Below are 12,829 nucleotides of genomic sequence, written 5' to 3' on the forward strand. Positions count from 1 at the left end.
TTCGTTTGTGCATTTCCGTTTCGGGCTTACCGTCGCCCGAACAGGGCCTCGATGTCGCCGAGCTTCAGCGTCACATAGGTCGGCCGGCCGTGGTTGCACTGGCCTGAATTGGGGGTGACTTCCATCTCGCGCAGGAGCGCATCCATCTCCGCCGGCAACAGGCGCCGCCCGGCCCGTACGGAGCCGTGGCAGGCCATGGTGGCGGCGACATGGTCGAGGCGCCGCTCCAGCACGATCTCCGAGCCCCATTCGGCAAAGCCATCGGCGAGGTCCCGGATCAGCGCGGCCGGATTGGTGCTGCCAAGCGCAGCCGGCGTGGCGCGCACCAGAAGGGCACCCGGCCCGAACGGCTCCACGACCAGGCCGAGAGCCGCCAGATCCCCGCTCGCCGCAGTCAGGCGCTCGACATCGGCGGGATCGAGATCGACGACTTCCGGGATGAGCAGCAATTGCGACCTGGCACCGGCGGCCGCGCGCTCACGCTTCAGCCGCTCATAGACCAGGCGTTCATGGGCCGCATGCTGGTCGACGATGACGACGCCTTCCCGGGTCTGGGCCACGATATAGGTCTCGTGCAGCTGCGCGCGGGCCGCGCCGAGCGGCCGGTCGAGACTGTCGGGCGCGGGAGGCACCACCGTGGCACGCGCATCCGCGGAAGGCATCACCAGCGCGTCGAATCCGGCCTGGGCCGGCGCCGCGAAACCGCTTCCTGCAGCCAAGCCGCCATTGTCGATGCCACCGTCTCCCATGCCGGCAGGATGGGGCGCCGCGGGCGACGCCCGCCAGTCCCAGTCGAGATCGGCCGGGCGGTTGAGGCTGCGGGCAAGCAGGCCGAGGGCGACATCGGCATTGCCGCTTGAGCTGCGGCCGGACTCCCGCTCCAGCGCGGAGCGGATCGCCGAGACGATCAGGCCGCGGACCAGGCCGCCATCACGGAAGCGGACCTCGGCCTTGGCCGGATGGACATTCACGTCGACATTCTGCGAGGCGATGTCGAGGAAGAGGGCCAGAACCGGAAAGCGGTCCTTGGGCAGATGATCGGCGTAGGCACCGCGCACGGCACCCAGCAACAGCTTGTCGCGCACCGGCCGCCCATTGACGAACAGATATTGGTGCTGCCCGGTGCCGCGATTGAAGGTCGGCAGACCGATATGGCCATGCAGGCGGACATCCCCGCGCGTCACGTCGATGGCAATCGCATTGTCGATGAAGTCGGCACCCAGCAAGGTGCCGAGGCGCGTCTCCTCGTCACCGGCCGGCCAGGTCGAGGGAGAATGGTCTTCGCCGGCCAGAGTGAAGGCGATGGCGGGGTTGGCCATGGCAAGGCGCTTGACGACATCGCCGATCGCCGCCGCTTCGGTACGCTGGGTCTTGAGGAATTTCAGGCGGGCCGGGGTGGCATAGAAAAGGTCGCGCACCTCGATGCGCGTGCCCTCCCCGATCGCTGCCGGACGGATTGCCTGGTGCTCGCCGGCTTCAATGGCGATCACGGCCCCGGTGGCCGAGCCACGCTCGCGCGTGGTGATGCTGAGGCGCGACACCGAGGCGATGGATGGCAAGGCTTCGCCGCGAAAGCCCAGCGTGTTGATGGCGAGCAGGTCCTCGGTCGGCAGCTTGGACGTCGCGTGGCGCTGCACGGCCAAAGCGAGGTCCTCGGGCGACATGCCCGAACCGTCGTCGACGATGCGGATCAGGCGCTGCCCGCCGCCCTCGGTGACGATCTCGATGCGGCGAGCGCCGGCATCGATGGCGTTCTCCACCAATTCCTTCACGGCACTCGCCGGCCGCTCCACCACCTCGCCGGCGGCGATGCGGTCGATCAGGATCTGGGGAAGGGCACGGATGGCCATGGGGCGAATCGTCCATCGGCGCCAGCGCTCCACCTGAGAGAAATCGGGCGCAAAATCAAAGGCTTGGCGCATCCGTGCTCACGGGTGGAGAACGAATGCGTCACGTGCCGGGAACAATACACCATGGGGCCGGCCATCGGAATGGCCGGCAGGCAAGCCTCAGGCTCCAAGGCGTTTTGCGACTTGGCGGAAGCGCTGCAAATCGCAAAGGCACTTTAGCCAATCCGTTGGAACGGCTGGAAGCGAAGCGCACGAGCAAAAAAGCGTTCGGTCATGAACGCCTGTTTGCCCTATTGCACATCGACATTGACGACGACGTCGAGCACCTTGCCGTCGGGAAAAGCCTTACGATAGGCAAATTGATCGGGACCGCGATAACCAGGTGCGGAGGTATAGAGCACCTGCCAGACCGGCACGCGCCGTGAATTGCAGGCGGCGCTGGAATTGCCGGCCTCATAGGGAGAAAAGTCGCGGGCCCTGCGGATGCTCACCTGGCCATAGCCCGCCTGCTTGGTGATACGAGCCGCAACGCCCGGCACTTCCCGGCAGGCCGGCGTGATGTAGGAAAACTGGTCGATCTTGCTGACCCGCCCAGACGGCACTGCAACGGCAGCACCGCTGGCACCGGGCCCGCGCGAGGTTCCAAGACCGGTGCTGACGCAGCCTGCCCCCAGAAGACCAACAAGGACGACAGCCGAAACACTCCAAAGCTTCATGACATCCTCCCGCTTGAGCGACCCCCGCCGCTTCTCGACGAGCGACAGGGTGATGCAGTCGGCCCCTTCGTGCAATAGTCAGTGTGACGTAAGCAGAACGATTTAACCTTGTCCGGCGAGAAGAAAACGCTCGACCAGGCTCGCTCTTCTCGTCGTTTCTTGCCGTTCTTCGCCGTGTTCTTTGTGACGCAGCGCCTTTACCCGGTCATCGCCGATATGATTTGGGCCGGCATCGGGAGTTATCCGGCGATCCTAGGACAGCCCCTCCGGGCGCCCGACAGCTACGACGAAGGGCTTGCCACCCCCGAACATCCGCTCGGCCACGCGCTTGGTATCGTCCAGCGTCACCGCTTCGACCAGGCCGTTGCGGCGATCGATGAAATCGATGCCAAGCCGCTCGATCTGGATCATGGTCAGCTGGTTGGCGATCTTTGTCGATGAGTCGAAGCGCAGTGCATAGGAGCCGGTGAGGTATTTCTTGGCGCTCTCCAATTCTGCGGCGCCAGGCCCGTTGCGGGCGAGTTCGGCCATCTCCGCCTCGATGATGGCGAGACTTTCGGCCGCCCTGTCGTTTCGGGTGGCGACGCCGCCGCCGACGAAGGCGGCTCGGGCCAATGCGCCGAGCTGGGTGGAGACCGAATAGGCCAGGCCCCTCTCCTCGCGCACTTTCTGGAAAAGGCGTGAGGAGAAGCTGCCGCCGCCATAGATATGGTTGAGCAGGAAGGCGGCCATGAAGTCGGGATCGTCGCGCTTCACGCCGGGGGTGGCGAATTGCAGCACGGTCTGCGGCACGTCGAGGTCGATCACCTTGCGGGTGCCCAGGTCCGCGAGCTGGGCCTCCGGCACCGGCTGCAGCAGGGCCGTGGTCGGCAGCGAGCCGAACACCTTGTCCAGCATCTCCTCCGCATCATGGGCATCGATGGCGCCGACGATAGAGACCGTCAACCCATCCTTGGCGAGCAGGCGGCGGTGCTGGGCCGCGATTTCGTCCCGGTTGACGGCACCGATGCTCTCCAGCGTACCGCGCGTCGGGCGGCCATAGGGGTGGTCGGGGAAAAGCCCGGCGAAAAAAGCCAGCGAAGCCATGGCGTTGGGATCGCTCGCCTCACGACGCAAGCTGGCCAGCAGGCTCTGGCGCACGCGTTCCACCGCGGCTTCCTCAAAACGCGGCTCGCTGACGGCATAGTGCAGAAGATCGAAGGCGAAGGCCTTGCGGTCGGACAGCGTGCGCAGCGAGCCGTTGATCTGGTCGCGCGCGGCATGGAAGGAGAGCTCGACCGCATTCTCCTCCATCAGGCGCTGGAAGGCCTCGTCGTCGTGAGGCCCTGCCCCCTCGTCGAACAGCGCCGACATGATGTGGGCCAGGCCTGGCCGGTCGGCCGGATCCTGCGCGGCACCGCCCTTGAAGGCGAAGTCGACGGCGATGACGGGTACGGCATAGTCCTCGACCAGCCAGGCTTCTATGCCAAGAGGCGAGACGATCTTCTGGATCATAAAAACTCTCGTTCACAAAAAACGATCGTCACAACCGGCAAAGCCGGCGATGACGGCAGGAGACTGATGCGCCGTTGCAAGCCTCCCAGCAGGAAAAGCGCGGCGCAGCAATCCAGACAATCATGGACGGCGCCGCCAGTCTGCCTGGCAGCATCCGTCATGACGTGCGAAACCTATCAAGCCTGCCCTTCGAGCAAGCCGACCACCGACTTGCCCTCCAGCAGGACGGCACGGCCCATCTCCGGCAGTCGTCCGGACGGCACGGCGGCGATGCGCTGCGGCCAGAGCTGCAGGTCCTCCACCTTGCCGCCGACTGACAGGGTGGCGCCGTAATAGCGTGCCAGGGTCGACTGGTTGTCCTGGGCATAGATCGCGTCGGCGACGAGGCGCGTCTTGGCACGCTCCAATTCCGCCTCGCTTACGCCCTCTGCGACGATGCGCCTGATCTCCTCGTCGACGGCCGCTTCCAGCGCCTCGAAACTGACGCCAGGCATCGGGATGGCCCAGACACCGAAACGCGTCTCGTCCACGGCGGAGCCGCCATAAAAGGCGCCGGCGGCCGAAGCCAGTTTCTTGTCGACCACCAGGGCCCGATAAAGCCGCGAGGTCTGCCCGCCGCCGAGGATCTGAGAGAGGAGATCGAGCGCCTCGCCCTCGCCATTGTGGGCCTGGATATAGGAAGGCGCCCGCCAATGGCGCTGATAGATCGGCTGCTCCACCCGCTTGTCGGCCAGCCGAACGCGGCGGTCTGCGCGCTGCCTGGGCTCCTGCGGCCGCAGACGCGGCGGCGGGTCGGCACGCCGGGCCACAGGACCGTAATGGGTTTCGGCCAGCTCGCGCACCTCTTCGGCCGTGACGTCACCAGCCACGATCAAGCTGGCGTTGTTCGGCGTGTAGAAACGGCTGTGGAAATCGATGGCGTCCTGCCGGCTCAGGCCTTCGATCTCGTTCTCCCAGCCGATGATCGGCGTGCCATAGGGATGGTGGGTGAACAGGGTCGAGGCGATCTCCTCGGCAAGCTGCGAATTGGGATCGTTGTCGACCCGCATCTTGCGCTCTTCGAGCACGACGTTGCGCTCGGGATTGACGACCTCGTCGGTAAGAGCCAGCCCGGTCATGCGATCGGCCTCGAAGGCCATCATGGTGCCGAGATGCTCCTTGGCCACTCGCTGGAAATAGGCGGTGTAGTCATAGGAGGTGAAGGCGTTCTCCTGGCCGCCCAGCTCGGCAACCTGCTTGGAAAAGCCCCCCGGATTCTTCTCCGTGCCCTTGAACATGAGATGCTCGAGGAAATGCGCGATGCCCGACTTGCCCTTCGGTTCATCCGCCCCGCCCACCTTGTACCACACCATGTGGGTGACCACCGGCGCACGGCGGTCGGGAATGACCACCACATGCAAGCCGTTGGGAAGCGTGAAATCCGTGATCGCCGGGCCCTGGGCATGGGAAGCACCGCCGAGACCGGGGATAAGCGCAAGCGTCATGAAAGGTCCGATCGGGAGGGAAAGCGAAAGATCCACCCAATATGGGTAGGAAACGCGGGAAGTGAAGTATCCCTTACCCCCTGGAGCATGAGCCTAGCAAGGCATAGGTCCGAAGAAAACAATCCCTACCGGCTCCCTTCCTGCTTCCAATCGGCCCGTTCCTTTAAGCCGCGGTCGATCTCGCGCCAGTCCCGATCGCTCAAGGCTCCTTCCACGGCATAAAGGGCGTTCAGGCTGACGCCGCGCCCGAACCGGAACTTCAGGCGCCGATAGGCAGCGACGGCTCCCAGTTGCCGGAGATCCTCCGGACTGCAGATGTCGACTTCGGCCAGCATGCGTTCGGTCGCCGGGCCAAGATTGCGCATATCCCGGATGCGCCCGCTCATGCCACCATCTCGATGCCGACCGGCACGCCGCTGCGCAGGGAATTGGCCACCATGCAGATCGTCTTCGCGCGCTCGATCACCGGCTGTGGGTCTGACCCGTCCAGCATCCGGCAGCGTACCTCGAGCCTTGCAGCCGTCGCCAGCAGCGGCTTGCCCTCAAGCTCCAGCGCGACGCTGACCGCGATGGTATCGACGGTCACACCCATTTCTTCGGCGGCGTAGCGCAGGTCGTTGCAAAAGCAGCCGCCAAGCGACAGAGCGAGCAGCTGGGCGCCATTGAAGCCGAGCCCCATGCCGCCGGCCTTGCCCTCGGGGCGGTCCACCACGATGGTATGTCCGCCGGCCCAGCCCATGGCAGCCTGCGTCTCACCGACATTGCGCAGTTCGACCGTTACCGTCGCCATGGCTGCCCCCTTGGATACTGCCGACTATGACAGCAAGGGGCCGAGGACGAAAGCGATGCCAAGCAGAGCGTGAAGCGGCGGCTCGATCAAAGCGCCCCAGCGCCGGACGTCAGGGCTCGTGGTGGAAGAAGCTGAGCCTGGTACCGGCATAGTCGCGCTGATCGGCCAGAGCGAAGGAGGGCGGCGCTTCGAGGGGGGCGTCCGTCGCCTCCTCGACCACGCAGAGCGCTCCCTTGGTCAGCCAGCCGCCATCGGCAAGGCTGACGAGCGCCTGTGATGCCAGCCCCTTGCCATAGGGAGGATCGAGAAAAGCCAGCGAGAAGGGCTCGCCCGGCCCGATCATGCCCAGCTTGGTCGCATCCCGGCGGAACAAGCGGGTGCGTCCGCCCAGGGACATCGCCTCGACATTGGAGCGGATCAGCCCACGCGCCTCCGCGCCCTCGTCGACGAAGGTGGCAAAGCGGGCTCCGCGCGACAGGGCCTCGAAACCGAGCGCGCCCGTGCCGGCGAACAGATCGATCACGCGGGCGTCGCGCACGGGATCGTCATAGCCATGCGCGAGGATATTGAACAAGGTCTCACGCAGGCGGTCCGAAGTCGGCCGGATCGCGTCCGACTTCGGTGTAGCCAGTTGCTTGCCGCGAAATTGCCCGCCGATGATGCGCATCGCTCAGCCGTCAACGCCCCCGGCGTGGCGCACCGCCCGGCTTGCCGCCGGGGCGAGGACGCGAAGGCCGTTCACCGCCATCATTGCGATCGCGGAAGGACGGACGCGGCTTGAACGGGCGGTCGCCACCCTCCTCGCCACGCGGGCGGAACGGCTTGCGCGGACGCTCGCCACCTTCGTCGCGGTCACGGAACGACGGACGCGGCTTGAACGGGCGGTCGCCGCCCTCTTCGTCACGCGGGCGGAACGGCTTGCGCGGACGCTCGCCACCCTCGTCGCGGTCACGGAAGGACGGACGCGGCTTGAACGGACGATCGCCGCCCTCTTCGCTGCGTGCACGGAAGGGCTTGCGCGGGCGCTCGCCCCCCTCTTCGTCGCGCGGCCGGAACGGCTTGCGCGGACGCTCGCCCCCTTCGTCACGGTCGCGGAAGGACGGACGCGGCTTGAAAGGACGGTCGCCGCCCTCTTCGCTGCGTGCGCGGAACGGCTTGCGCGGACGCTCGCCACCCTCGTCGCGATCGCGGAAGGCAGCCCGCGGCTTGAAGGGGCGGTCACCGCCCTCTTCATCGCGCGGACGGAATGGCTTGCGCCGAGCCGGCTTTTCGTCGGCCACGTCAGCGACCCGCTGGACCAGCACACGCCGGCCATGGCGATCCTCGACCAGGCTGCCACGCATCACGCGTTCCTTGCCGTCTTCCTCCGACTTGACACGCAGTCCGCGCGCCGGGCCACCCTTTGCGGGCCTGGCCGCAGCTTTGACCGGCTTTTCGCCGGCGGCCTCGTGGATTGGCGCCTCGAACTCGCAGCCGGCCTCGGCAACCAGCTCGGGGCCGAGCTGGTCCATCAGAACCCGGGTCTTCACTTCCTCGACGGCGCCTTCGGCCAGGTCGCCGAGCTGGAACGGCCCGTAGGACACGCGGATCAGGCGGTTGACCTCCAGGCCGATGGAACCCAGCACATTCTTGACTTCGCGGTTCTTGCCTTCACGCAGGCCGAGGGTCAGCCAGGAATTGGAGCCCTGCTCCTTGTCGAGGCGGGCTTCGATGCGACCATAGTCGACGCCGTCGACCGTCAGCCCCTCGAACAATTTGTCGAGCTGGACCTGATCGGTCTCGCCGAAAGCCCGCACGCGATAGCGCCTGAGCCAGCCGGTCTTGGGCAGTTCGAGCTGGCGCGCCAGACCGCCGTCATTGGTGAGCAGCAGCAAGCCTTCGGTGTTGATGTCGAGCCGCCCCACCGACATCACGCGCGGCAAGGACGGGTCGAGGTTCTCGAACACGGTCGGGCGTCCTTCCGGATCCTTTTCCGTGGTCACCAGGCCGCGGGGCTTGTGGTAGAGCCACAGCCGCGTGCGCTCCCGCCGGGGCAGGAGCTTACCATCGACGGTGATCTTGTCGTCGGCCAGCACGTTGAGCGCGGCGCTGGTCAACACCTCGCCATTGACGGCAACGCGGCCTTCCTCGATCCAGGTCTCGGCATCACGGCGCGATCCCAACCCGGCCCGCGCGATCACCTTGGCCACACGCTCGCCGGCAAAGGCGCCAGACTTGGCTTCGGCCTCGGGCTTGGCGACGGTCTCCGCCCTGGCCTCGGTGCGACGCGGGGCACGCTTGGGCGCGCGCTCCTCCTGGCGATCGTCGAAACGCGGCTCGAAGGCCTTGCGGCCGCCCTCGCGCGGCTCGAAGGAGGTGTCGAAACGGCGCGGCGCAAAGGAGCGCCCACCTTCATCGCCCTCGCGGCGAGGTTTGCGGCTGAACGAACGCTCACCGCCCTCCCCGCGCTCCGCATCCCGGCGCGGCCGGAAACCGCCTTCGGCGCCCTCGTCGCGCGACCGGAACGGCCGGCGAGCTTCCCCGCGCTCCTCGAAGCGGCGGGGCTTGAACGGACGTTCCTCGCCGCCTTTACGCTCGCGGAACGGACGGCGGGCGGGACGGGCCTCGGAATCCTCGCCTTCGCGCGGCTTGAAACGCGCCGGACGACGATCGCCGTCCTGGCGCTCGGCAAAGGAACGGGCCGGACGCTTCGGGCGAGCCTCGCCGCCCTCGTCACGATCCCGGAAGGAACGGCGCGGAGGTGCGTCACCATCGACGCCGCGCCGACGAGGTCCAGCGCCAGCGGAGGTCTTCTTGGGGCCAAATGGCTTCTTGCCCCCGCTTGGGGGCTTGCGGCCGCCGCCGCCAGATCGTTTATCGTCGGACATCGATTGTTGCTGGAATGGCCCCCGCTACCCATCGTATCGGAGGATATTCCAAAACTCCTTGAAAAGAGGGGCGTCTTTCCGATCCGCAGGGATCGTGAAACGCTTTAGCAGAAAAGGCGGCATGTCACGAGATGAAGCGCTCGATCATGGAACTGGCGCTGGAGGAAGCCCATGCTGCCGCAGGTCGCGGGGAGGTACCCGTCGGCGCGGTTGTCGTCAAGGACGGAGTGGTGCTTTCGCGCGAAGGAAACCGCACCCTGGCGCTGAAAGACCCCACCGCCCATGCGGAGATGCTCGCCATCCGTGCCGCCGCCCAGGTGCTGGGCAGCGAGCGCCTCGTCGGTGCGGACCTTTACGTCACGCTCGAACCCTGCCCGATGTGCGCCGCAGCGATTTCCTTCGCCCGCATCCGGCGTCTCTATTTCGGCTGCGACGACCCCAAGGGCGGCGCGGTGGAGAATGGCGTGCAGTTCTACGCTTCGCCGACCTGCCACCATCGCCCAGAAGTCTATTCAGGCATCCATGCCACCGCGTCGCGTGCCTTGCTGCAGGATTTCTTCCGGCAGCGGCGTTAGCGACAATCTCTTCGAAGTGTCAGCCTCCCGGCTGACACTCCAAATCCCGCTCAAAATGAAGACCTCAGCCAAACCGGAGCGCTTTTGCAATCCAGCGCCGCCGCCTTCAGGAGCCCAGATGTCCGGGCTCCTTGGACACGCCCTTCAATGAGAGGTGTTCCGGCGGCTCGGCCGGCGAGCCGTCGCTGGCATAGTGAAAGATCCGATATTCGTCGTCCGGCAGGCGCTCGACCTTCATATATTTGGCCTGGCCGAAGGGCATGGTGCCGTTCACATAGAAGACCGACGGATCATATTCCCTGGTTGCGACGGTCTTGCCCATCGCCTGCGCCGTCAATTGCATGAGCTGGAACTGGGTGGGACGGTCGAGCTGGCGGAAGGCATTGGCGATCGCTGAATCCGGCCTGTTGGTCATCAGCATCACCGGCACCACCGCCGTGCGCAGATGGCGGATCAGATGTCCCCACAGCCCATCCTCGCCCATCAGCTCGTTATGGTCGGAGGTGACGAAGATATAGACCGGGTCCTTCTCGGCCAGCATCGTGGCAATGATGTCACTGGTGCTGCGGTCCCAGCACTGCAGGCCGGTATCGTAGCGTGCGCGCCGCGCTTCGTCCGCGCTGCCGTCGGGTGGCGTGAACACCTGAAACTCGCCCGCATATTTCTTGCAATTGTCGAGATAGGGCTCGTGATCGGCGCGCTGGTGGACATAGATGAAGCGCCGGTCCGCCGGCGGCACATCCTTGACGTCGTCGGCAAGCGACTCCTCGGCCGACTTCTCGGCCGTCTCGTCATAGGTCTCCACCGTCTTCGACTGCCGGGCATACCGGGCTCCGCCGGCGATCTGCATGGTATGGATGGCCTGCGCCGAATAGTAGTAGCTGGCGAAATCGCCATCCTTGGCGATGTCGAAAATGTTCACCGGCTGCCGCTCCGCCAAATTGGGGAAATAGACGAGCCTGAGGGCCGAGGGGACGCTGGCGAGCGTCGCCACGCCGCCGGAAAAGCCTATCTTGGCGAACATCCGCCAGCCTGCCGGCGGCTCCCTGAACAAGTGATCGAGACGCGGCGTGGTCTGCCGCGCCCCGCCAAAGAGCGACATTCGCACCGGATTGATCGACTCGCCCATCACGAACACGACGGTTGCCCGGCCCTCCGGCACGTCGGTCTTGCCGAAGACATGATCAGCCAGGCCATTCAGGGAAGCCGGCGGCGCAGGCGCCTGGCTCGCACGATAGGCCAGCACGCCAGCATTGGCGCTGGAAATGAAAGATGCGGAATAGGCGTTGGCCTGCACCACGCTCGGCAGTTTGTGCAGCTCCCAGCGTGCCGCGACGCCGCCAAGGGCCGCAACGAGCAAGAGAGAAAAGGCCCAGGATCGACCGCTCCGCAGCGGGCGGATCAGCGTGAACACGGCGAGCAGGACAGCCGTCGCCAGCGCCAGGAGCAAAGGCAGCAGGAATTCACTCTGGACCTGCAAACCAGTCGAAACCGAATCGGCCGTGTCGCTGAAAAACAGCCTTACCTGCTCGGGCGTGAGCGGCGCTCCGAAATATACGAGCGAACTGAGCCAGATGGCCTGATTCAAGAACACCAGGACGATAATGAGTATTCTGAACCAGGTTCCGGCCGAGAGGGCGAAGAGCACCGAAAATGACAATAATGTTACAAAATATTCCCTCGTCCTGAACGGAGAAATATCCCATCCGAAACAAGAAAATATTACATCAGGAATACTCAAGATCGCTGCGACAATGGCAATCTCTAGTACCTTCTTAGCAAAAATTCGTGAGAATGAAGTCATGTAAACCGCATAAATGAAAATTATGTTCTTAGACTCAAGGCACCAACCGAGAGCATCTGTATCGGTCCGGTCGAAGATTTAATCCAAATTGCTTACAAACAGAACAATAATGACAAAAATAGGAACTGTCTCGCGCGATGGCCAGACGGCGGCAACGGGCCGCCACCTTGGCGCTACGCCTGCCAGCCTTCAGTTCGTCAAACTCTGGAGGTCATCGCGGGCGGACTTTGAAGCACGCATTGGCTCAGACTGATCGCGCTTCTCGTGGTGTTCACCTATGTCGTGCACATCGTCACGCGGCGCCGCTGAGCCACCGCTCTACTCCGGCGAGGTTCAGGTTTCCGGTGCCAGAATCTCGGCAAGCCATTCGATCAAGGCCTTTCCGGCGACATGTCCGGGATCGCGACTGGGGTCGTAGATCGTCACCTGCAGACCGAGAGCGCGGCGTTTCAGGGCGGTGGTGAGCAGGATCGCCGCTTCCTTCCAGTTGAGACCATCGGCCTGCGGGGAATCGACCGCCGGCATCAGTCTGCTGTCGACGGCATCCACATCGAAATGGATCCAGAACCCTTCCCGGTCGGCATCGATGCCGCTCAGGGCCACGTCGACGCAGGCTTCAATCCCCTCGGCGCGAAGCTGTTCCAGGGGCCTGTAGACCATGCCGGACTCGGCGATATCGGGAATGGGAGCGGGAGGACCTGCTTCATGATCGCGATTGGCGAGAGCCGCCACCCGCCGTGTCGTCACATAGGGCCAGCGCCCTTCCAGATCCGTCAGAGCTGAAGGCCCCCAGCCGGTGACCAGCGCCAGATCCATGCCTGCACCGCCGCCTGTCGCCGATTGCTCGGGCAGGTAGAAATCCGTATGGCCATCGACATAGAGGAGACCGGCCTCACGCTGCCGCGCCAGGCCGAGCATCGAGCCGATCAGGATGCTGCAATCGCCGCCGAGGACGAGGGGAAAACACCCGGCCTCGACCGCCTCCTCCACGGCGTCGGCCAGCCGGATGGAATAGTCGGCAATGGCATCGATGTTGCGGATGTTGATCCTGCGTTCATCGTCGCGCCGATAGGCCGGCGGCTCTACCGTGACGACGCGCTCCACCGCCAATCGGTCGTGCAGGCCGAGCTGGCGCAACGTCGCCGGAGCATGGCGCGTTCCCGGTTCCACATCGTCGCCCAGCGGCATCAGCCCGAGATTGCTGGGAGCCTCGATGATCACCAGGCGCCTCGCCGTCGTCCTCCCCATG

The 12,829-nt window shown here is 65.2% G+C and carries 11 protein-coding genes; 1 reads left to right on the top strand and 10 read right to left on the bottom strand.

Annotated features, from left to right (window positions below):
* Positions 1–26: 26 nt before the first annotated feature.
* The 8 genes from mutL to ABXS05_RS13630 all read right to left on the bottom strand — a co-directional run bounded on the left by mutL (position 27) and on the right by ABXS05_RS13630 (position 9,201).
* Positions 27–1,850 (bottom strand): DNA mismatch repair endonuclease MutL, encoded by a 1,824-nt coding sequence (gene mutL, locus ABXS05_RS13595; protein WP_367624254.1) that lies wholly within the window; start codon positions 1,848–1,850, stop codon positions 27–29.
* A 290-nt stretch (positions 1,851–2,140) separates the two neighbouring features.
* On the bottom strand, positions 2,141–2,566 hold the full coding sequence (locus tag ABXS05_RS13600) for a hypothetical protein (RefSeq protein WP_311944692.1): 426 nt from the start codon (positions 2,564–2,566) through the stop codon (positions 2,141–2,143).
* 252 nt (positions 2,567–2,818) lie between these two features.
* Positions 2,819–4,060, bottom strand: coding sequence for a M16 family metallopeptidase (locus ABXS05_RS13605; protein ID WP_311944693.1), 1,242 nt, complete (start codon positions 4,058–4,060; stop codon positions 2,819–2,821).
* Positions 4,061–4,236: 176 nt separating this feature from the next.
* Positions 4,237–5,544: a M16 family metallopeptidase gene (locus ABXS05_RS13610; RefSeq protein WP_367624255.1), complete on the bottom strand. Its 1,308-nt coding sequence runs from the start codon at positions 5,542–5,544 to the stop codon at positions 4,237–4,239.
* A gap of 125 nt (positions 5,545–5,669) precedes the next feature.
* On the bottom strand, positions 5,670–5,930 hold the full coding sequence (locus ABXS05_RS13615; RefSeq protein WP_367624256.1) for a TfoX/Sxy family protein: 261 nt from the start codon (positions 5,928–5,930) through the stop codon (positions 5,670–5,672).
* Complete coding sequence (locus ABXS05_RS13620) at positions 5,927–6,334, bottom strand: OsmC family protein (protein WP_367624257.1); 408 nt, start codon at positions 6,332–6,334, stop codon at positions 5,927–5,929. Before ABXS05_RS13620 ends, ABXS05_RS13615 begins: the two co-directional genes overlap by 4 nt.
* A 109-nt stretch (positions 6,335–6,443) precedes the next feature.
* Positions 6,444–7,001 carry a 16S rRNA (guanine(966)-N(2))-methyltransferase RsmD gene (rsmD, locus tag ABXS05_RS13625; protein ID WP_367624258.1) on the bottom strand — a complete coding sequence of 186 codons (558 nt, stop codon included), beginning with the start codon at positions 6,999–7,001 and terminating at the stop codon, positions 6,444–6,446.
* A gap of 10 nt (positions 7,002–7,011) precedes the next feature.
* Positions 7,012–9,201, bottom strand: coding sequence for a pseudouridine synthase (locus tag ABXS05_RS13630; RefSeq protein ID WP_367624259.1), 2,190 nt, complete (start codon positions 9,199–9,201; stop codon positions 7,012–7,014).
* Positions 9,202–9,332: 131 nt separating this feature from the next.
* Between ABXS05_RS13630 and ABXS05_RS13635 the strand changes: the two genes are divergently transcribed.
* The gene (locus ABXS05_RS13635) at positions 9,333–9,776 is read left to right on the top strand and encodes a nucleoside deaminase (RefSeq protein WP_311944701.1); all 444 of its coding nucleotides are present in this window, start codon (positions 9,333–9,335) and stop codon (positions 9,774–9,776) included.
* Between the two features lie 106 nt (positions 9,777–9,882).
* Here the strand turns inward: ABXS05_RS13635 and ABXS05_RS13640 are convergent, their stop codons facing one another.
* Complete coding sequence (locus tag ABXS05_RS13640; RefSeq protein WP_311944704.1) at positions 9,883–11,364, bottom strand: sulfatase-like hydrolase/transferase; 1,482 nt, start codon at positions 11,362–11,364, stop codon at positions 9,883–9,885.
* A gap of 549 nt (positions 11,365–11,913) precedes the next feature.
* On the bottom strand, positions 11,914–12,828 hold the full coding sequence (locus ABXS05_RS13645) for an arginase family protein (protein ID WP_367624260.1): 915 nt from the start codon (positions 12,826–12,828) through the stop codon (positions 11,914–11,916).
* Position 12,829: the final 1 nt, after the last annotated feature.

Origin of the sequence: Labrys neptuniae (assembly GCF_040797145.1) — a bacterium.
GTDB classification, from domain to species: domain Bacteria; phylum Pseudomonadota; class Alphaproteobacteria; order Rhizobiales; family Labraceae; genus Labrys; species Labrys neptuniae.